Origin of the sequence: Streptomyces sp. NPDC008163, from assembly GCF_042956885.1 — a bacterium.
In the GTDB taxonomy this organism is placed as follows: Bacteria; Actinomycetota; Actinomycetes; order Streptomycetales; family Streptomycetaceae; genus Streptomyces; species Streptomyces drozdowiczii_A.
In genome coordinates this window covers 206131-226255 of record NZ_JBIBHG010000006.1, presented here as the reverse complement: position 1 = coordinate 226255, position 20125 = coordinate 206131, and the positions used below count along the sequence as shown (strand labels likewise).

The following is a 20125-nucleotide window of genomic DNA, read 5'->3' as shown; positions in this document are numbered from 1 at the left end:
CCCGGATCGACCCGTCCGGGCAGATGAGGGAGGCGACATCTCATGCGTGTGCTGTACCTGCTGAACATCTCAAACCCTGACCGACTGTCGGCGGATTCGGGGTGGATCTTCGCCGACTTGCTCGCGCCGGCCTTGGTGGACGCCGGCGCCGAGGTGACCGTCGCGGCCCCGGCCGCCGCCGGTGACTCCCGCTGCGGCTTCCGGCAGACGAAGACGCCCGGGACGAAGTACCGGGCCCGTTTCTCGAACGATGTCGACGAGCTCGTCACGTTGATCCGGTCGGAGCGGCCGGACGTGGTGGTGGCCAACCAGATCGAGGAGGCGCCCGCGATCCGTACCGCGCTGCTGGAGGCCGGAGTTGACGCACTACTCGCCGGGTACTGTCACTACCTCCCCTTCTCCTTCAACAGCGGTGGCCAGCTGCTGCTCGACCCGTCCCTGAACGACGCGGGGCTCGGCCGGCCGGTGCAGCTGGCGTTCGCCGCCGGTCTGGCCGCCTGCGACCGCGTGATGGTGCACTCCTCCACGGCCGCCTCCTGGGTGTCGGCTGCCGCCACCCGTATGACCGTAGATCTGGGCGACCGGCTCCGCGTGGTTCCGGCCCCACGGGACGAGCGGCTGGTGCGCGATCCCGCCGCTACCAGCTCCGACCTCAGGCCGGACAGCAAGATCGGTATCTACAACCACAGGCTCTACGCGCACTACGGCACCGACAAGTTCGTCCGTATGGCGCGCGACCTGACAGAGTCCGGCAAGGTGCGGCTGAGGGTGATGGACCTCTTCGGAGACCGCCGGGCCGAGCGCAAAGGGCTGGACGACAGCCCGGAGCGGATGCGGGACCAACTGGCCGCTCTCCCGCACGTCCAGGTGGTCTCCGATCGCGGCTACCGCACCCGCTACAAGCACCTGCTGGCCGGCGCCCGCTTCGGCATCGCCCCGTTCCGGCACGGCTGCCCCTGGTCGATGAGCGTGATCGACTGCCAGGGCATGGGCCTTCCGGTCATCGCACCCAGGCTGGGCTGGCTGGCCGAACACATCGATCCCGAGCTGTGCTTCACCGCGCTCGAAGAGGCAGTAGCCCTGGCCGAACGCCTCGTCACGGATGACGAGTTCCACGCCCTGCACGCCAAGCGCGCGTACGCCTCCACTCACGACTTCACGCCCGCGCTCATCGCCGCCCGGTACCTGGAGGCGATCTCGTGACCGGCTTCGACGCGGTCTTCCTGTCCTACGACGAGCCGATGGCCGACTCCCTGCACTCCCGACTCCAGCGGACACTCGGCGGCACGGTCAAACGCCTGCACGGGGTGCACGGCATGCGCAGGGCCTACCGGCTGTGCGCTGAGGTCGTGGACCACGAGCAGTTCTTCCTCGCCGACGGTGACTTCGCCATCAACACCGACTTCGACCCGTCCGTGGTCGAACCGCTAGACGAAGGCGTCTCCATGCGTGTCTGGCAGGCGGTCAATCCCGTCAACGGCCTGATCTACGGCTACGGCGGGTTGAAACTGATGCGCCGCAGCGCACTGCGCGACATGGGCGCGGCCGTGGACGTTCTCGCAGCTCTGCCCGGCCGCATCGAGTTCGCCCGTCAGAACGCTGGGATCACACGGTTCAACCAAAGCCCTCTGCACGCCTGGAAGGCGGGCTTCCGTGAGTGCGCCATGCTCGCCCGTGGCAGCGAGTACGGGATGGCCGACGACGATGCCCGTCGGCGAATGAAGGCGTGGACGGGCAGCCGCACCGGCGAGTTCGCCGACTTTGCCGCCGTCGGGGCGAGCGAGGGGATCGAGTTCGCTCGGGAGGCGGCCCGCGACTCGCAACAGTTCGATCACCTCAACGACCCCGCGTGGCTGCGAGAGCGCTTCACCGCTGCGCACGGGGACCAGGTGATCTCGGGATGAGTGAGCCACTCGTACTCATCGAGCCGTACGCCCATCGCATGGGCGGGCACCACCAGCGCACCCTGATCGCTCTCGCCCGGGCCCGCCCCGGGAGCGTGGTGATCGCTCCGAACGGGATCGCGGCCGATGGGGAGACGGCCTTGCGGGAGACGGGAGCCCGCACGTTCGCGGGTCCGCACGGGGCCACGGCGGGTATGCTCCTGGCCTTGTCCAGGCTGGCGACTCGCGTTTCCGCTGTCGGCCAGTGGGCCTTCCGACCCCGCAGGTGGCCTCGCCGGCTTCGGCGACTACCGCACCAGATCACGCTCCTCGCCCGCTGTCTCGCCGAAGCGTCCGCCCTGCGCATCGCCCGACAGCAGGCGCCCGGTGCTGACGCGGTCGTGATCCTCACGGCGAGCGAGGCTCTGCACGGGCTGGCGACGCTCTTGGGCGGCCAGCCGCACCTGCGGTTCGTGCACGAGCAGGTCACCACCGAGGACCTGCTCGTGCGAGTGCTCGGCCGGCTCGCTCGCCGAGGTGAGCAACGGACGATCGCGGTGTGCCCGACACAGGCCGTGGGCCGTCAGCTCTCTACATCGTTCCCTGACCTGCCTGCGGTCATCAGTCCGTTCGCCGTGGATGACGGCCAGGGCCTCACCGACGTGGAGCGCGACGGCGGCCGAGTGGCCTTTGGCATCCCGGCAGCGGAGGCGGTGGTGTGCCTGGTCGGCGGCTGGTGGCCGTACAAGGACATCGACACGGTCGACAAGGCTCTGCCCCGGCTCAAGGAGCCCTTGCATCTGGTGGTTGTCGGCACCCCGCTCGACGAGACGGTTCTGGGGCGCTGGCGCAGCTTGCCGGGTCTGCGCGTTCACACGGTGCCCGGCCCTGTCAGTGAGGCCGTTCTGCGTCTTGTGTACGCGGCCGCCGACGTAGCCCTCGTCACCCGCCTTCCCGGCACGGGCAAGGAATCGGGCCTGGTCATGGATGCCGCACGCCTCGGGGTCCCCCTGCTCGTCTCGAACCACGACCCCGCGCTCACCACCCGCCTGGACGGACTGCCCTGGGCCCGGACCTACCCCGCCGGCGAACCTCCCGCCCTCACGGACGCGCTGCACACGATCATCCGCATGCCGCCCGCCCGGCCGGGCCCCGAGGCACCGGAGCAGGTCGGGATGCGCTCCGCCGCGGAGCAGGCCGACTTCCTCACCCACACCTTCGCCTCCCTGGAAAACGCGGAGCCCCGTCCGAGGAGCGTCGAATGCTGACCGCACCGCCCGCCCTGATCGCCGTCATCGGCCCCATCGAGCCGCCGCTCCTTACCGCCTGGGTGCGGCACTACCAGCAACTGGGCGTCGAGCGGTTCCTGCTCGCCTTCCACTTCCCCGAGCACGTCTCTCCCGTACTGCGACGTGACCTCCAGGCCACCGCCCGTGGATGCGGCATCGTTCCCATCGGGACCAGCGTCGGTCCGTGGCACGAGCACACCAACACCCGGCTCAGAAACGCACTACGGCATCGCGCCGGGCCCGGCTGGCACCTGCTCGCCGACGCTGACGAATTCCAGCAGTACCCAGCGGATCTCACCGACGTCATGGCCCGAGCCGACGCCGCCGGACACCGCGCCGTCGGCGGCCTCATGCTCGACCGAGTCGCGGCCAGCGGACGCCTTACTGGCTGGCGCCCCGAAGGCGGCCTCGACCGCGCGTATCCCCTCGGCGGCCATCTCACCCACCGCCTCCTGCGTGGAGACCCCCGCAAGGTCGTTCTCGCCCGCCACGACGTCGCCGTGGCATCAGGCAACCACCGAGCTCCGGATCACCGGCCCGACCCCGAGCACCTCTGCGCTGTCCACCACTTCAAATGGCGCGCCGGTGTCCTGGATGATCTGCGCCGTCGGGTCCAGCACTTCTCGTCCGGCGTCTGGCAGGAACACACTCCGGCTGTCCGCGACGAGGCCGGCCACCTCCTGGCCCACGTCGGACGCCACGGCGGTGCCATCAACGTGAGTGACCCCCGGTTCGCTTTCCGGCAGGTGACCTTGAACAGGATGCCGTCGAGCTGGACCACGGAGGCCCACGGCATCTTCACCTCCTGGCGACCGCCACACGCGACCCCCCACCGCGGTTAGGAACAATGCCTGCTGACACACACTCGCCACAGAAGGGAAGCCTTGTGCCCCTCGCCGTTCTCCTGACCGGGCTGACCGGCTCCGGGAAGACCACCGTCGCTCAAGCTCTCGCGGCGCACGGCTTCACCCGGCTCTCCGTCGACGAGGAGGTCCATCGCCTGCATGGCCGCTACGGCGTGGACTACCCCGAGCACACCTACTTCGAGCGCGAACGCCCCGTCGTCGAGGCGATCCGGGCCCGCTTCACCAAGGAACTGCAGGCCGGTAACGACATCGTCCTCGATCACGGGCTCTGGCGCCGCGACGAGCGCGATGCCTGGCGAGACTCCGCCCGCCGAGCCGGAGGTCATCCGCGGGTCGTCTACCTCCCCGCCGACCGCGACGTGCTGCTCCAGCGCCTGGCCGAACGCAACCAGCGTGAGGACGCCAACGCCCTCACGGTCACCCCTGAAGCCCTCGACGACTTCTTCGCCCGATTCGATCCGCCCGCTGAAGACGAAGACGTCGTCGTCTACGACGGAGATCCCGAGCGACTGGCGACGACGCTGATGTCCGACCGGTTGAGTCGAGGCAACTGACTTCCGCCGGGATTCGACCTGCGTCGCCTTGTCGCCCATGACAGCGTGACCGTTGACGCGAGCCACTGAGTCGTACGGGCCCCGGTGACCGCACTAGGCATTGGAGGACATCCGCCGCCCGGCCATCCGCGAGTCGGTGGCCGACACGACCGCTCGCGACCGCCGCCGTACGCTGCCTGAACTGCACCGCTTCAGTCGCCAACTGGGAGTGCCCGCGTGAGTGATCAGCCAGACCAGCAGATCAAGAAGCCGTTTCTCTACGTCGTCGTATGTGCCTCGGGGATCGCCGGCGACGTGGACAAGCTGATCACCGCGGCCCAGGAGGCGAACTGGGACGTCGGGGTCGTCGCTACCCCGCAGGGCCTCGGCTTCATAGACGCCGAGGCGGTCAAGGCACAGACCGGCTACCCGATCCGCTCAGCGTGGCGGATGCCCGGTGACCCGCGCCCGCTGCCTCCTTCCGATGCCATCGCGGTGGCGCCGGCCACCTTCAACACGATCAACAAATGGGCGGCAGGGATCTCGGACACCTTGGCGCTGGGCATTCTGTGCGAGGCGCACGGCATGGGCATCCCCATCGCGGTCATGCCCTACCTCAACCGAGCCCAGGCCGCCCATCCCGCGTACGCACGCAGCCTCGACGTGCTGCGCGAGATGGGCGTCCTGATCGGCTCGTACGAGCCCCACCAGCCGAAGGCCGGCGGCGGGGCCGACCGCTACCGCTGGGAGGAAGCGCTGGAACTGCTCACTCCCGAGCTGTCCCCGCGGGCCTGATCAGCGCCGCCGTGGCCGTGACGCCTTTCAAAAGGTGTACGGGGTGAACGGGAGAGCCGGCTCGATCATGAGGCGAAGGATGCGGTCGAGTTCGGCCCTGTCCTCGCTGGTCATCAGCTCGACCGCATTGCCGAGGTTCTTCTCGGTGAGCCGTTCCATGAACGGGGCGAGGAAGGTCTGGAGGATGTCGGGGCTGTCCTCCTTCGTGCGCAGATACTCCATGTAGCGCTGATGCTGTGCGCCGAACTCCTCGAATTCGTCCTTGGTGGCGGAGAGGGCTGTTGCCTGCTCCGCTTCCGTGAGCGGGCGTCCGGAGCGGTCGCTCCACGTCTTGGTGTCGGACCGGAGCTTGAAGTCAGCGCGGCACAGGAGGGTGACGATGTGCGGTCGGATTTCGGGCGAGGGCATGCAGGGGTTCCTTTCGGAGTTCGGGGGTTGAGGCCCAAATACTCCGGACAATCACCGGTTTGGGTAACCGGCGATCGTCGGCTATGTTGCGCGCTCCTTGGTCAGCGTCGGCGCGATGGCGTCCGCGGTTGTAGGGGTGCGGCGGGCGTCGAGCGGATTGAGCGGGTCGAGCCGACGTAGCCGTGTGCGGCACTGCGAGCCCTTGCCGCCTGGGCCCGAGGGCTGGGGGCGTGACGCTCGCCCAGACGCCGGACGCGCCAGGTCAGCGCACGTGCGGGGCTGCGGGCGTCATCCAAGGTGCGCTGGTCGAGCGCTTGGTTGAGAAGCGCGTCTGCGTTGTGCCCGGCGGCCTCCGCTTCGGCGAGCACGGCTGTGAGCGCGTCCCAGGCGGGGTCGCCCAGGATGCGCTCGGCGCGATCGGGGACCGCCTGCTGGAGGTGGCGGGCGAAGCGCTGCTTCATCTGGAGGCTGGGAGCGCGTTGCGCGAGGCCCGCCACGACCGGCTCAGCTGCCTGCGCGCACGCGATCTGCAGATGGACAAGGGCTTGCTCGGCTGCTGCTTCCTGTTGTGCGTGCTGGTGCGTGCGGTGCCAGTGCATCGCGAACGCCACCGCTGTGAGCACGGCGTCCAGGAGCATCGTGAATCCGGTCCCGTCACCGTCCTCGGGTTTCTCGCGCCAGATCGCTTGAACGCTGCGGCGCAGGACGCGGGAGCTGTCCAGGTCGGCCGCGATGCGGGAGCGGGTGGCGCGCTCGAAGGCGGATGCGGCCTGTTCCAGATCGGCCCTGACTGCGGCTGGTGCGGTGAACGACAGGATGTCCAGTGTTGCGCCGAGCGCGACCAGCTGGCCCTGGGCGGTCGGGTCGTCGCCGTGGATGAGGTGGTGGGGTACGCGTTCGGCGGCGGCTGTCGCCTGGCGCCACGGATCGGCTGGTGGGGCCGTCACGGGATCGGGGCTGGTGGTGGCGAGGCTCTTGCGGATCTTGGGCAGGGACAGGTCGGGGGCGAGCGTGGACCCCGAGTAGAAGACCGGTTCGCCCTTGTCGTTGGTGTCGTCGGGCAGGGCGAAGTTGCAGCCGAGCGCGTCGCCGGAGGGGCCGAGTTTGAGGCGTACGGTCACGCCCGTCGCCTCCAGCAGGGCGAAGAACTCGGCCTCGTCGGCGGCGGCGGCAACCGCGCGGCGCACTCGCAGACGGAGGACATCACGAGTGGCGGCGTCCTGTCCCAGGCGCTTGGCCTTGAAGTGCTCTTTGCTGGTGGGGCGCTTGGCGCCGGTGCCGTCGCCCTGCTTCAACCGCCTGAGCCCGTAGTCGACCTCGATCTTGCGAGCCGCGCGTTGGACAGCACGCTGGTCATAGCAGCGATCGGGACGCCGGCCGTCCTGTCGTACGAGGGTGGCGGCGATATGGATGTGGTCGTCGGCGTGACGGACGGCGACCCAGCGGCAGGCTTCTTCGTCTCCGTCGGGGGCGATGTTGGCGGCGGCCACAATCCGGCGGGCGATGTCGGCCCATTGGGCGTCGGTGAGGATCGGGTCCTCGGGTGCCGCTCGGACGGGGCAGTGCCACACGGTGTCCCTGGGCGCCTTGTCGCCCAGCATCTTCACGGGCTGGTCGAGTTGCGCGACGAGCCGTGCCATCACGTCCTTGGGGTCGCGATGGGGGCTGCGGCCGGGGTCGGGGGCGAAGCTGTTCCAGGAGGCCACGAGGTGCGGGTCGGTGTGCTCGTTCGCCCGGCCTTTGCCGAAGAGGTAGCCGATCGTGCGGCGCGTGGCTGCTGGGCCCAAGCTGAGGATGATCTTGGGTATCACCTGATCACCGCCCCTCGATGACCTGGGCGATGACGGTGTCCAGCTCAGCGACGGACGCGTCGACGCGATCCAAGAGCTGTTGGACGGTGGCCGGGTGGGGCCAGGCGCCGTCCTTGTGGAGGTGCCAGGTGAGCTGGTTGAGGTTGTTGCCGATCTGGCCGAGCTTGCCGTTGGCAGCCATGAGTGCCTTGATCATGGCGCGGTAGTCGGCAACGGCTGCGGTGGGGTCATCGGAGCGGGCAGCGGCGAGCGAGCACTCGGCCACATAGCCACCAGGCGCCATGCCGCTCAGGACAGCAGCCTGCTTCACGAGGGCGAACTCGTCGTCGTTGTAGCGCGGGTGGAAGCGGCGCTCGCGGAGCTGCTTGTCGCGCAGACGGCGGCGCTGAACGGGCTTCTGTGGCGTGATCGGCGAGGACTTGCTGGCCCCCATCTCGGCTGGCACCCCCGGGCCGGCCGACTCCGGTGCCGCCTCGGCGCCGGACGCCTCCGCCCCCTGTGGGGCGGAGGCCGGGTAAGGACTCCTTACCCGACAACTTGCTGCGCTGTTGAGGCCATCGGTCATCTCCTGTTGGTGGAGCGGTAGTTCGTTGTGCGGGTCGTGCATGGGCTGGATCTCCGTGGGGTGCTGGGGGATGGGGGGCTCGCTGTAGGCGGGCCCCGTGCCTCCTCGCGCTCGTCGACACGGGGAGGCACAAGGGCGGGCCAGCGCGAACGCTGGGTCAGGCCGTGCCGGACGGGGCCGTAGCGGGCTTCCTCAGCTGCTGTGGGGCGTCGCCGTCGAGTACGCCGAGAGGTTCGCCCTCGGGGCTGTCGTACATGACGGGCTCGGGCAGGCTGGAGCGCTCGGCCCGAAGTTGGTCGCGCACGGCACGGGCGCGGTTCTGGCCGACGCGTAGTTCGTTGCGCAGACGCTCGGCGGTCAGCGAGTCGTCGCTCCAGGAGGCGGTCAGGAGCCGTGCCTCCTCAAGGACTTCGGCGTCGGTGCGGAGGCGGTCGACGGTCGGCTTGGCCGCGACGGGTACCCGACCGGTCGCCGGCCGGCGGAGGGTTCCGGTCGACTCCGCCACGGTGACCGATCGGGTTGATCGGGCCATGGAGGCCGACTCGTCGCCCTCGGTCGGCTCCTTCACGGGCGCCGCATCGCGAGCCCCTTCGGGATCCGATTCGGCCAGGTCAGGCGCCGACTCGGGGGCTTGCGTGCCCGTGATCTGGACGGCCGACTCATCAGCGTGTTCGTCGGCCGACGGGCCAGGGGCTACTGCGGCGGAGTCGGCCGACTCTGGGGTGTGGTGCAGCACCTTCGCCACGAGGTCGGACCCGAAGTAGATCGACCCGACTGGGAGCGAGGTGGCCAGGAGTACGAGGGCCCAGTTCGCAGGGTCCCAGTCGGCCAGTCGGCCCCACCGGATCGACTCGCTGTGCAGGGCCGGTATGAGGCCGTGCACGTAGTTCAGCAGGAGGCTGGCGAGCGTGTAGGTCGCCAGGACCCGCAGGGCGAACTTCCGATCGGGGCCGGTCAGTACGAGCGTGGCGACGAGCGCGAGGGCCATCAGCCCGTCGACCACGATCGGGTAGAGCAGTGCAGCGGTGGAGTCGGCGCCGATGGCGCGGGCGACGTCGGACAGGGCGTTCCACGAGACGCGGAAGGCCATGAGGACGACTGCCACCAGGCCGAGGACGAGAGTGGTGCGGGCGCGTGCGCGGCGAGCCTCTCCAGGATCGGTGGCAGGGCGAGGTCGCGGGCGCGACTCAGTTGGGCGGAGGCGGGTGATGACGCGGGCGAGCAAGCGGGGTACTCCAGGTGAGCGTGGCGCGTGGCGGCCTCGGCGCGGGGGAGGGCAAGGCGGGGCCGCCGTACGGCGTGATGTCTCGTACCACTCGTCGCGTGCCTGGTCAGAACAGGTACGAGTGGCGCGGTGATGTCGACTCGACTCGTTGCGGGGTGTTCACTCGTCCCTGCGCTGACCTGCGCGGGGACGAGTGATGCGAGTGGAGTCGGGTCAGGCGGCGGTGCCGGGCAGCGGCTCGGCCGCTCTCTGGGCGGGCACGTCCACCGGCTTCGGCTCGGGGCAGTAGCGCGCCCACGTGTCGAGGAATTGGTTGCGGGCGAAGCCCTTGGCCTGGGTGCCGTCGGGGAAGCGGCGGTTGGCAGAGCCGATGCCGTAGGGCTTGAGGAGCAGCTGCAGGCCGCGCGGGGTCAGGCCGTTGGCGCCGTACTCCGCCCAGGGGGCTTCCTTGTCCGCGTTGAGGGACTCCAGCAGCTGCTTCGTGCTGAGCACGGCAGGGTCGCTGACGGCGGCGAAGGCGCGGCGGATGCCGACCAGGAGGCGGGTGCGCAGGCCGCCTTCCTCGTCCTGGCCGGCCTCGTAGTCGGCCATGGTGCGGCAGGCGGTACGGGCGAGCGCGGGCCAGTCGCCTCCGGCGAGGTCGGCGATGATGACCAGTGGTTCCCAGGTGTCCGCCGCGCGGTCCTCGACCGGCATGGGCGGCTCCATCTCCATGGCCGGTACGTACAGCGGCTGGAGCCAGGCATGGAGGCGATCACGAATCGCGTTCAGGGCGGGGGTGTCACGGCCGGTGCGGAAGGAGGCGACCTTCTCGCCCGCCGCACGGCGGCGCATCCGGATGACCACCGCGCGGTCCATGATGGTGTCGGGCAGGTCGCCGATCCCGGCCAGCGCGGCCATGGAGAAGGTCGGGAACTCCTGCACCTGGTGCTCGGGCCCGGACACCCGGAGAGTCGGGCGGCCACGCTGGTGCCCGGCGTTGATCAGGCCGCGGACCTCCTCGTTCTTCTCCGCGGCCTTGGTGGTGCTGAACATGGTGTCGGCCTCGTCGACCAAGAGGGTCGGCGGGTCGTCCCCGTCGATCGACCGGAAGATCGCCGCCGCGCTGGCGTTGACCGTGATCAGTCGGTTGTGCACCGTCTCGGTCACCACGTCCAGCAGGCGGGACTTACCGCACCGCTTCTCCGGCGCGACGATCGCCAGGCGCGGCGCGTGCTGCCACGCACGCTGCAGATGCGTCGCCGCGATCCACAAGGCCACCGCCGTGACGGCCTCCTCGCTCGGCATCGCCACATACCGCGTCAGCTGTGCCCGCAGGTCGTCCAGGATCTGCGCCCCCTCGGGCAGCGGCATGGGCGAGGCGGTGTCGTCGCGGTCCTCTTCTGCCGGAGGGGCAGCAGCGCCGGACGGCTGGCCCGGCACGGCGACCGGAGGCCAGGGCGTGCCGGAGCGCTCGGGAAGGGATGGCGTACTCGGCTGGGCATCGGTCATACTGGGCATCAGCTCCTCTGCTTGCGGGCCATATGGGACGGCAATCCCGGACTCCGCAGGTTGATCGCTAGGGATGGCGGTTGAGAGGTTTGCGCTTGAGCCCCCGGCATCGCCGGGGGCTTCTTTCATGCGGCGTGCGCTCGTCTGGGCTCCTGAGGTCAGTGGGGTGGATGCCACCACTATGCCACACGAATTGCAGATTGCAGAAGTGCTTTGCGTCTCGCAGTAACGGTGGTACTGTTTAGGCTGAGCTGCAAACCGCAGTGCACTGCTACGAACGGAAGGGGGTGCCGGTGGCGGAGGAAGAACCGTCCGACGGCGTCCTGCTCAGCGGCGAGGCGAACGTCGCGACCCGCATCCGGGTGGAACGCGAGGCCCGCGGCTGGAGCACCAACGCGCTGTCCGACCGGCTCAACGAGGCCGGCTTCGAAATGAACCCGTCCGCGGTCTGGCGGATCGAGAACGGCAAGCGCCGTATCAACCTCGACGACGCCATCGGCTTCGCCGAGGTCCTCGGCATCGACCTGCGCAACCTCGTCGGGCCACCCCAGCTGGCGGCCAAGGCCCGCGCCATGGAACTCATCGACGAGGTCGTGGACGCGTTCCGCGCGACGCAGAGAGCCAACATGGCCTTCACGGAGGCGCGCGAAGCGCTCGACGCCTACCTTGCCGAGCACGTCGACATCCGCGAGGAGGCCGACCTCATGGTCCAGAGCGCCATCGCGGAGGAGGCCAGCAAGACCATGCTGAAGATGCACGGTCCTCCGCCTGGTGACGTCGACGCTCCCTCTGCCGACGAGGCGTAGCTCCAGCGCCCACTCCCGTCCTGGGCCTGCAAACCCCCAGCACGGGAGCTTTCCCCTCATCCCTAGCGATCGACCGGCGGACCGGTGTTGCCGCGCCTACGCCCGCCATGAACCTGAAGAGGACTCACTCCTTGCGCCAAGCCGCAATACCCCCTGCCTCCACGCACCTCTCGCCCCCGGACTCCGCCCTGCCGCGCCTCTACCTCCCTGAGGAGGTCGCCGAGGTTCTCGGCTGCTCCGCCTGGTGGGTCAAGGACCGGGCCCGTCGGCGGCTCATCCCGTTCACGCGCGTCGGCCGCGCGTACCGCTTCTCGGGCGAGCACCTTGCCGAGATCGTCCGCATGCACGAAGAGCGTCCGGCGCGGCATCCGCAGCCGCACGGCGCTGTCTCGACCCCTGCTCCGAAGCCTCCTGCCCGGCAACGGCGCGAGACGCCCGAGCCCACCGTCCGCCTCAAGGCTCGGGCGCCACGGCGCATGGCCAAGTCCCAGTACGGAACCGCTGCTTAACGCACCCCACACGACAGAAGGGAGGGAAATCTGTGGGGTACGCAGAGAAGCGCAGCGGCTACTGGCGCGGCCGGTACAAGATCGCCGACGGCCAGTACGGCACCGTCGCCGATTCCACGGGCGCCGTGGTCAAGTTCGCCACCAAGCGCGAGGCCAAGCAGGCCGCAGACGCCGAAGAGGTGACCGTCCGCCGTGGCCAATGGCGCGACCCGGGCCTCGGCCAGGAGACCTTCGGTGAGTACGCCAGCCGCTGGTACGCCGCCCAGGACCTGGCCGCGTCGACCATGCAGAACTACAAGCGCCACATCGAGGAGCACCTGCTCCCCGACTTCGACGACAAGGCGCTCGCAGGCATCCAGCGCACGGACGTCGAGCTGTGGGAGAAGAAGGAGCGCGCCGCGTACGCGGCCTCCAGCGTCAAGACCTGGCGCTCGACGCTCCACCTGATCTTCGAGGACGCGATCGACGAGGGCCTCCTCACCTCCAACCCGGCGGCCCGCCGACGCGGCCGAGGTAAGCGCGCCGGCCGCTCCCGCGACCGCGGGCCGGAGAAGGTCGTCACCGACGCGCTCGGCATCCTGCTGACCGCCGAGCGGGCAGCCCTCCTCTCGGGACGAGACGACGAGTTCGTCGCCACGGTCCTGAAGGGCTACACCGGCAAGCGGTGGGGCGAAATCGTCGGCCTGGAAACGGAGTTCGTCCGCCCCGCCGCCTTCCGTGTCGAGTGGCAGCTGTATGAGCTGGACACGGGCGAGCTGGTCCGCTGCCCGCCCAAGGACGACAGCTATCGCACCATCGACTCGATGGACTGGCTGTCGGCCCTGGTCTTCAACCACATCGCCCGTACGAAGCCGACGTCCTGCCCCTGCCACGGCAGGACGTACGTCTTCCGAGGCCAGGGAGCAGCCCGTACGGGCGGTCACCAGGGCGCGAAGCTCGCCGACGTCGCGCGCCGCGCCGAGGTCTCCACGGGCACAGTCTCGAACGTCCTCAACCACCCCGACCGCGTACGCGAGGACACACGCGTACGCGTTGAACTCGCCATCGCAGAGCTCGGGTTTGTACGCGGAGGCGCCACGTCGGAGCACGCCGCCCACTGGCGCCGAAACGGCTTCGCCACCTGGCTGTTCACCCCGGCCGCCTCCGGCTGGTACCCGAAGAAGGCACCGCAGGAAGCCCGCCCGGTACCGATCCTCGGCGAGCCTTGGCCCGGCATCCCGGCCCGAGGTCGAGGAGCATCAGCTCGGGCAGACGCCTGCTGGCTCCCGATCGCCAAGGGCCTCACACCCCACGGGCTCCGGCACACCCACCGCACGATGATGGACGACCTCGGCACCGAGAAGGTCCTCATGGACGAGCGCATGGGCCACATCGACGGCTCGGTGTCGGCGCGCTACGCGCACGTCACGCCCGGCATGCGCCGGCGCCTCATGCGCGGCTTGACCGAGCAGTGGGAGGCCGCGCTCGATGCGCGTCGCGCCCTGTGCCCGACCTCACCGGTTCGAGTTCTCGATCGCTTGCTGAGGCCGGAGGGATAGACCGGAGGCCAGCGTTGGCCGAGAGGTGGGACTGTCGTTGAGACAGTCCCACCTCGCCAACTTTGGGCTGCTAGTCGTCTGCTCCCAGCGACGGGTCGGGGCCGAAGGCAGTGACGACCATGCGGGCGAGTCCACCGGGTGGGCTGGTCAGCGTGCCGCTCACGCGCACCGGGATTCCGGCATCGTGACAGTGCACGGCTGCGTGATAGTCCCTGTCGGCAAGGTCCATCCATACCGTGCGGCTGCGGCGCTGGATGAGCGTCTGGACTCCTACTCGGCCGGTGTCGTCATCGGGGTGGCGACTGAGGTCTGTGACCACGCCGTAGATCAGGTGCTCTCGCGTGTAGACCTTGGTCTTCAGCTGTTCGGACACCAGGTCCACGATCTCGATCGCATCGCGGTTGAACTCGACATGCGCTGGCGTACCGGGAGGTGGCGCAGCCACTCGGGACCAGTTGAAAGCAACGTCGAGCGCATTGACGGACTCTGTGTTCACGACCTTGGCGAGAGCCTGGCACAGCTCGTATGAGACGCCTTCACCGATGGAGTCGTTGATTTCGCTTGCGGTGGGCGCGTGTTCGGCGCCTGCCATTTCTTCCAGCACTCCGAGCGCGCGAGACATTGTGGCCGTCACCCGGCGGTCAAAGAGAGTTTCCTCGATCTGAACGTCGATGTGATCCTGCCTGGGTGAGTAGACGTCCTCGGGCGAGCGTGCCTGGCTGATGATGGGCACGATGTAGGAGCCACGACGAGTCTGGCCCAGGCGGACTTCCCGCGCTTGATCACGTGCCCGAGTCGGGAAGTTCCGGAAGTGCCCTTGCCGTCGGATCGTCGCTGCAGCCGAGGCCACACGGAGGCGCTTGGCGGAGACAAAGAGTTCGTACCCGGACTCAAGCGGGATCGATCCGTCGCTCATTGATGGGTGGGAGGCCCGGAGGTCGGTTACGTCGTTGTAGACCGTGGCGATGGCGTCGTGGACTGTCTGGACGTCTTCGAACTCGACCCTTGCCAGGTCCTGGGTGAGGATCCGTGCCCTCTTGGCGAAGTCTGGTGCGCCAGGCTTCATCGGGACCAGGACGACTTCGTCCGCCGGCCCCGGAAGCCTCCATAGCTCGGCTACGTCCCCGCCCGATACCGGGGCCCATCCGGTGACCTTCAGGTAGCTGCGAATCTCTTCGGGGCCGAAGTCTGGGGTGATGTCCGCCATGTCAGCTCAACCCCAGACCAGCGCTGTTGGTCATGCGACGGGCCGCATCGAACATGGTCCCCATGGCCTTCACGGTGAGCTCCTGGTGCTCAGGAAGGTGGACCGCAGTCGTGGAACTACCAGGAGCGTGCCCCATCCCGTAGAGGGAGGACCAATAGCCGTGACAAGCAAGGACTATCGAATCCGGCTGGTGGATAACCCAGCGCCCGATGTCGGGCGGAACTATGAGCAGCGCAAGGTGACCAGGTGCTGAGCGCTCAGGGTCACGTAACTTGTCGTAGGTCTCGATGTCCAGGTCGAAGCTGTAGCCGCTCCTGACAGTGCGTGGATTCTGAGTGCACTTGAGCTGGATGTCGACCATGAGGCCACGCGATCGGAGCGTGACATCGACGCCGTCCTTGTCCACGTTCCAGTCGCAGATCGTGTACCCGCCCTGCGTTGCTAAGGCATGCACGTAAGCGCGACTGACTTGCTCCTTCTGCCAGCTCGTTGCCTCAGCAGCCATGTCCACCCACCCCCGGTTGCGTGATCGCGAGGATAAGTGGGATCTGTAGGTGAGGGAACACCGCGTGCGGGGGCCGACTCCTGGCACCTCGGTGCGGGCGCCCTGGATGCAGATTGGCGAACGCACAGGTTCAGCGGCGTGACGGCTGCTATCCGCTGGTTGCGAGATGCGGGACCGTCTGGAAGACGGGGACCAAGATCTTCTCCCAGATTTCTCCCAAACGATCTCCAGAGACGCAGGAAGGGCCTGACCCTCAGAGAGGATCAGGCCCTTGACCTGGTGTTTCAGCTGTCGGGGTGGCGGGATTTGAACCCACGACCTCTTCGTCCCGAACGAAGCGCGCTGCCAAGCTGCGCTACACCCCGATCGCCGCCGGTCTCCCGGCGACATCGACAACTCTAGCCCACCGGCGCCCGGAGACGAAATCCGGTTTTTGTCGTGATCGACGGGGGTGGCCCGGTCAGGCGTCCCGGGGCGTCAGCGTGAGCAGGGTCGCCTCCGGGGGGCAGGCCACCCGGACCGGAGCGTAGCGGCTCGTACCGCAGCCCGCCGAGACGTGGAGGTAGGCGCGGTTGCCGCCGGAGTAATGGGTGGAGAGGCCCTTCACGCGGTCCGTGTCCAGGTCGCAGTTGGTGACCAGGGCGCCGTAGAACGGGATGCAGACCTGGCCGCCGTGGGTGTGACCGGCGAGGATCAGGGGGTAACCGTCCGTCGTGAACGCGTCCAGTGAGCGCAGGTACGGGGCGTGGACCACGCCGATCGAGAGGTCGGCGCCCGTCTCGGGGCCGCCGGACACCTCGGCGTAGCGGTCGCGCTTGATGTGCGGGTCGTCCAGGCCGGTGAAGGCGAGCTCCAGGCCGTCCAGCTTGAGGCGGCCCCGGGTGTTGGACAGGTTGAGCCAGCCCGCCTCGTCGAAGGCGTCGCGCATCGGCTCCCACGGATTGTGGACGACCCCGGTCGCCGGGGCGTTGCCGTTGAGACCGTGCTTGCCCGACGCCTTCTCGAAGAGATAGCGGACCGGGTTGCGCAGCTTGGGGCCGTAGTAGTCGTTGGAGCCGAATACGTACACGCCCGGGAACTCCATCAGCGGGCCGAGCGCGTCCAGCAGCTCCGGCACCGCTTCGGGGTCGGAGAGGTTGTCGCCGGTGTTCACCACGAAGTCGGGGCGCAAACCCGCCAGGGACTGGAGCCAGGCCCGCTTCTTGCGCTGTCCGCTGACCATGTGCACGTCGGAGACCTGGAGGACGCGCAACGGGCGCGCACCCCTCGGAAGCACCGGGACCGTGACCCTGCGCAGGCGGAACGAGCGGACCTCGAAGCCTGCGGCGTAGGCGAGACCGGCGGCGCCGGCCGCGGCGGTGACCGCCGTGATTTTCAGGGGTACTCCGTAGCGTGCGCGCATGCGCCCATCGTCGCAGACACCGTGCGCCCGCGGGAAAACAGGCGGGCGCCGGGCGCCCCGCACCTGCCACAATCACCTCATGACCACGCTCAAGTCCAAGCTCAAGGAAGACCTCACCACGGCCATGAAGGCGCGTGACGAGCTGACCTCGTCCACGCTCCGGCTGACCCTCACCGCGATCACGAAGGAAGAGGTCGGCGGTAAGACCGCCCGCGAACTCTCCGACGACGAGGTGCAGAAGGTGATCGCCAAGGAGGCCAAGAAGCGCCGTGAGGCCGCCGATGCCTTCGCCAAGGGCGGCCGGACCGAGCAGGCCGAGCGGGAGAAGAAGGAGGGCGCGATCCTCGACGCGTACCTCCCGCAGCAGCTGAGCGACGAGGAGCTGACCGCGATCGTGACCTCCGCCGTCGACGAGGCGAAGGCCGCCGGGGCCGAGGGGCCGCGCGCGATGGGCGCCGTCATGAAGATCGTCAACCCGAAGGTCGCGGGGCGCGCCGAGGGTGGCCGGGTGGCCGCCACGGTGAAGAAGCTCCTCGCGGGCTGAGCGAAGGCCGAGTCGGCCGCGTACGGATGAGGGCGGGGCGCCCCGGATGATCCGGAGCGCCCCGCCCTCGTCTGCGTAACGGCTGATCAGGGGCCGTTCGTACCGCCGCCGTTCTGACCGCGGCCGTGGCCGTTGTTCCCGCCGAGGACGTCCGGCGGGATGCTGATGCCGGGGAACGGGTTGTTGTCGCCGCCGGGCTTGTTGTCGCCCGGCTTCTTCTTGTCCCCGCCCTTGTTCCTGTCCTTGTCCTCCCTCTCCTTCGCCCGCGGTACGTCGACCGGGTTGAAGGAAGGGGTCTCGGACGGGCTCAGGGCGCCGGTCATCGCGGTCCGCCAGATCGGACCGGGCAGGCAGCCTCCGCAGACCTTGTCGTAGAACTGGCCGCCGATGACGATGCCGGTCATTTCATTCTGGTGGGCGCCGTCGCTGCCGACCCAAACCGCTGTGGACAGGTTCGGCGTGTAGCCGACGAACCAGGCGTTCTTGCGTCCGTCGGTGGTACCGGTCTTGCCCGCGTTGTCACGGTCGCTGAGGCCGGCCTGCGTACCGGTGCCGTCCTCGACGACGCCCTTGAGCATCTGGTTTATGGTGTCCGCCGTGTGCTCGCTCATCGCGCGGTTGCACTGCGACTTCGGTACGTCGATCGGCTTCCCGTTCGGCCTGGTGACCGAGAGGAGCGCGACCGGGGTGCAGTACGTGCCGCGGTTGGCGAAGGTGGCGTACACCGAGGCCATGGCCAGCGGGGTCGACTCCTGCCCGCCCAGCGTGGTGTTGGCGACCTGCCACAGCGGCTTGTTGTCGCCGCGTTCGTAGCCGACTTTCTTCGCCATCGCGAGCGTCTCGCAGAGGCCGGTCTTCTGTTCCAGCTTCGCGAAGTAGGTGTTGATCGACTTGCCCAGCGCGCTGGTCATGTCGAACATGCCCTTCTCCGACTCCGTCTCGTTCTGCACCTCCCACGGCTTGTCGTCCGTGGGGGCGCCCTCACAGGTGCGGAAGGCGTCGGCGGGCAGGCTGATCTTGCGCGGGGTGTCGAAGCTCTGCGCCGGGCTGATGCCCTTCTCCAGCGCCGCCGCCGCGGTGATCGGCTTGAACGTCGATCCGACCTGGAAGCCGACGTAGCTGCCGCCCATCGCGTGGTCGACGGAGAGGTTCAGTACGGTCTGGTGCTTGGAGGTGTCGAGACCGTACGGCCGGGACTGGGCCATTCCCAGGATCCGTCCGGTGCCGGGCTGGACCTGCACGACCGCGTCGGCGACCTTGTCGTCCTTGTTGACCCGGGAGACGGCGGCCTCGTTGGACGCGGCCTGCGACCTCGGGTCCAGGGTCGTCTTGATGGTCAGACCGCCGGTCGCCCAGAGCTTGGCGCGGTCCTTCTCGGTCTTGCCGAAGGCCGGGTCGTTCTTGACGATCTTCGAGACGTAGTCGCAGAAGAACCCGGCGCCGCTGACGGCCGTGATGCAGCCGTTCTGGGGTCGCTTGACCTTCAGCTTGATCGGGGTGTTCTTGGCCTTGTCGGCCTCTTCCTGCGAGACCTTGCCGATGTCCGCCATCCGCTGGAGCACGGTGTTGCGGCGCTTGGTCGCTTCCTCCGTGTCGTTGATGGGGTCGTAGCGGCTCGGCGACTGCACGATCCCGGCCAGCAGCGCCGCCTCCTCCAGCTTCAGGTCCTTCGCCGACTTGGAGAAGTAGCGCTGGGAAGCCGCCTCGACGCCGTACGCCTGCTGCCCGAAGAAGGTGATGTTGAGGTAGTTCTCCAGGATCTTCTTCTTGCCGAGCTCTTCCTCGACCTGGATCGCGTACTTCAGCTCCTGGACCTTGCGCCCCAGCGTCTGCTGGGTGGCCTCGGCGACCTTGGCCGGGTCGTCGCCGGCCTCCTCCACGAAGACGTTCTTCACGTACTGCTGGGTGAGGGTCGACGCGCCCTCGGCCGTACCGCCCGCCTGGACGTTGCGGTTCAGCGCGCGCAGGATGCCCTTGAGGTCGACCGCGCCGTGCTCGTAGAAGCGGGCGTCCTCGATCGCGACGATCGCGTTCTGCATGTACGGGGAAATGCTCGTGAGCGGCACCACCGTGCGGTCGCGCGAGTAGACCGTCGCGATCAGGCCGCCCTTGCTGTCGAGGATCTTGGTGCGCTGGCTCAGCGGCGGGGTCTTCAGGTTGGCCGGGATCTCGTCGAACCCGTCGACCGTCCCCTTGGCCGCGAGGCCCAGTGCTCCGGCCGCCGGCAGCGCGATGCCCGCCAGGACGACTCCGGAGAGTGCGGCGACACCGAGGAACTTGGCGGCCTGCTGGGTCGTGGTGAGACCCCCGCCCGAGCGCTTCTTTGGCATGGGGGCAGCCTAATCCGTAGATATGAGTGTTCCGTGGGACCGGGGGCCTCTCGGAGCGTTCGCGTACCGGACCGTGACATTCGGAACCGGCGTGGGTGCCGCGCTGCGGCTGCTGGACCTGGTGGCATGGTGACGCGAGGGGGCTAGGTTCCCATTCGCCGGACACACGGATATGCCTTGGCCTAAGCTGCTCTCAACTGTCACAGCAGTCCGGTTCCGTATCAACCCCCGTGCACGATCCGGCCACACACCCGGCGCTCCCGAATTCGCCCCGTGTCTCACCGATTGCCCGATGTGGTTCTGGCAGACTGTCCCGATTCTGACGGGATATTCCCGCATGTCCTCACCTCACTCCCCTGGGTGATCTGCCGTATACGCATAGTCCGTTCGGGCCATTCAAGATTGGGCCCGAAGGGGG

The 20125-nt window shown here is 68.7% G+C and carries 19 protein-coding genes, 1 tRNA gene and 1 pseudogene; 11 read left to right on the top strand and 10 right to left on the bottom strand.

Annotation, left to right across the window (positions count from 1 at the left end; all coding sequences use genetic code 11):
- Window positions 1-42 precede the first annotated feature (42 nt).
- From ACFZAT_RS15845 to ACFZAT_RS15815, 7 genes and pseudogenes are all read left to right on the top strand, one after another.
- On the top strand, window positions 43-1203 hold the full coding sequence (locus tag ACFZAT_RS15845) for a glycosyltransferase family 1 protein (RefSeq protein WP_391264663.1): 1161 nt from the start codon (window positions 43-45) through the stop codon (window positions 1201-1203).
- Complete coding sequence (locus tag ACFZAT_RS15840; RefSeq protein ID WP_391264661.1) at window positions 1200-1904, top strand: hypothetical protein; 705 nt, start codon at window positions 1200-1202, stop codon at window positions 1902-1904. The genes ACFZAT_RS15845 and ACFZAT_RS15840 overlap by 4 nt, the downstream gene beginning before the upstream one ends.
- Complete coding sequence (locus ACFZAT_RS15835) at window positions 1901-3151, top strand: hypothetical protein (RefSeq protein ID WP_391264659.1); 1251 nt, start codon at window positions 1901-1903, stop codon at window positions 3149-3151. Before ACFZAT_RS15840 ends, ACFZAT_RS15835 begins: the two co-directional genes overlap by 4 nt.
- Complete coding sequence (locus tag ACFZAT_RS15830; RefSeq protein ID WP_365677182.1) at window positions 3145-4014, top strand: glycosyltransferase family 2 protein; 870 nt, start codon at window positions 3145-3147, stop codon at window positions 4012-4014. Before ACFZAT_RS15835 ends, ACFZAT_RS15830 begins: the two co-directional genes overlap by 7 nt.
- Window positions 4015-4058: 44 nt before the next feature.
- A complete protein-coding gene (locus ACFZAT_RS15825) occupies window positions 4059-4592 on the top strand; it encodes an AAA family ATPase (RefSeq protein WP_391264656.1) in 534 nt (177 codons plus the stop codon).
- A gap of 97 nt (window positions 4593-4689) precedes the next feature.
- Window positions 4690-4812 (top strand): annotated as a pseudogene (locus tag ACFZAT_RS15820) (transcriptional regulator); the annotation flags it as partial.
- On the top strand, window positions 4809-5366 hold the full coding sequence (locus ACFZAT_RS15815) for a flavoprotein (protein ID WP_391264654.1): 558 nt from the start codon (window positions 4809-4811) through the stop codon (window positions 5364-5366). The pseudogene ACFZAT_RS15820 and the gene ACFZAT_RS15815, both read left to right, overlap by 4 nt.
- A 27-nt stretch (window positions 5367-5393) precedes the next feature.
- Here the strand turns inward: ACFZAT_RS15815 and ACFZAT_RS15810 are convergent, their stop codons facing one another.
- From ACFZAT_RS15810 to ACFZAT_RS15790, 5 genes are all read right to left on the bottom strand, one after another.
- Window positions 5394-5774, bottom strand: coding sequence for a hypothetical protein (locus ACFZAT_RS15810; RefSeq protein WP_391264652.1), 381 nt, complete (start codon window positions 5772-5774; stop codon window positions 5394-5396).
- 101 nt (window positions 5775-5875) lie between these two features.
- Window positions 5876-7585 carry a relaxase/mobilization nuclease domain-containing protein gene (locus ACFZAT_RS15805; RefSeq protein WP_391264650.1) on the bottom strand — a complete coding sequence of 570 codons (1710 nt, stop codon included), beginning with the start codon at window positions 7583-7585 and terminating at the stop codon, window positions 5876-5878.
- A 4-nt stretch (window positions 7586-7589) separates the two neighbouring features.
- Complete coding sequence (locus ACFZAT_RS15800) at window positions 7590-8018, bottom strand: plasmid mobilization protein (protein WP_391264648.1); 429 nt, start codon at window positions 8016-8018, stop codon at window positions 7590-7592.
- Between the two features lie 289 nt (window positions 8019-8307).
- The gene (locus tag ACFZAT_RS15795; protein WP_391265019.1) at window positions 8308-9240 is read right to left on the bottom strand and encodes a DUF2637 domain-containing protein; all 933 of its coding nucleotides are present in this window, start codon (window positions 9238-9240) and stop codon (window positions 8308-8310) included.
- Between the two features lie 348 nt (window positions 9241-9588).
- A complete protein-coding gene (locus ACFZAT_RS15790; RefSeq protein WP_391264646.1) occupies window positions 9589-10866 on the bottom strand; it encodes a DUF3631 domain-containing protein in 1278 nt (425 codons plus the stop codon).
- Window positions 10867-11159: 293 nt separating this feature from the next.
- Here ACFZAT_RS15790 and ACFZAT_RS15785 point away from each other — a divergent pair, with 293 nt between their 5' ends.
- The 3 genes from ACFZAT_RS15785 to ACFZAT_RS15775 all read left to right on the top strand — a co-directional run bounded on the left by ACFZAT_RS15785 (window position 11160) and on the right by ACFZAT_RS15775 (window position 13719).
- Entirely contained in the window at window positions 11160-11672 is a 513-nt protein-coding gene (locus tag ACFZAT_RS15785) for a helix-turn-helix domain-containing protein (protein ID WP_391264644.1), read from the top strand.
- A gap of 131 nt (window positions 11673-11803) precedes the next feature.
- Entirely contained in the window at window positions 11804-12181 is a 378-nt protein-coding gene (locus tag ACFZAT_RS15780) for a helix-turn-helix domain-containing protein (protein WP_391264642.1), read from the top strand.
- 32 nt (window positions 12182-12213) lie between these two features.
- Window positions 12214-13719: a LacI family DNA-binding transcriptional regulator gene (locus ACFZAT_RS15775; protein WP_391264640.1), complete on the top strand. Its 1506-nt coding sequence runs from the start codon at window positions 12214-12216 to the stop codon at window positions 13717-13719.
- Between the two features lie 70 nt (window positions 13720-13789).
- Here the strand turns inward: ACFZAT_RS15775 and ACFZAT_RS15770 are convergent, their stop codons facing one another.
- The 4 genes from ACFZAT_RS15770 to ACFZAT_RS15755 form a co-directional block, all read right to left on the bottom strand.
- On the bottom strand, window positions 13790-14926 hold the full coding sequence (locus tag ACFZAT_RS15770; protein WP_391264638.1) for a hypothetical protein: 1137 nt from the start codon (window positions 14924-14926) through the stop codon (window positions 13790-13792).
- Window position 14927: 1 nt separating this feature from the next.
- On the bottom strand, window positions 14928-15431 hold the full coding sequence (locus ACFZAT_RS15765) for a DUF4365 domain-containing protein (protein WP_391264636.1): 504 nt from the start codon (window positions 15429-15431) through the stop codon (window positions 14928-14930).
- Between the two features lie 291 nt (window positions 15432-15722).
- Window positions 15723-15796, bottom strand: a tRNA-Pro gene (locus ACFZAT_RS15760).
- Window positions 15797-15891: 95 nt separating this feature from the next.
- Window positions 15892-16833 carry a metallophosphoesterase gene (locus tag ACFZAT_RS15755; RefSeq protein WP_391264634.1) on the bottom strand — a complete coding sequence of 314 codons (942 nt, stop codon included), beginning with the start codon at window positions 16831-16833 and terminating at the stop codon, window positions 15892-15894.
- A 79-nt stretch (window positions 16834-16912) separates the two neighbouring features.
- Here ACFZAT_RS15755 and ACFZAT_RS15750 point away from each other — a divergent pair, with 79 nt between their 5' ends.
- Window positions 16913-17377: a GatB/YqeY domain-containing protein gene (locus ACFZAT_RS15750; RefSeq protein ID WP_391264632.1), complete on the top strand. Its 465-nt coding sequence runs from the start codon at window positions 16913-16915 to the stop codon at window positions 17375-17377.
- Between the two features lie 86 nt (window positions 17378-17463).
- Here the strand turns inward: ACFZAT_RS15750 and ACFZAT_RS15745 are convergent, their stop codons facing one another.
- A complete protein-coding gene (locus ACFZAT_RS15745; RefSeq protein WP_391264630.1) occupies window positions 17464-19707 on the bottom strand; it encodes a transglycosylase domain-containing protein in 2244 nt (747 codons plus the stop codon).
- Between the last annotated feature and the right edge of the window lie 418 nt (window positions 19708-20125).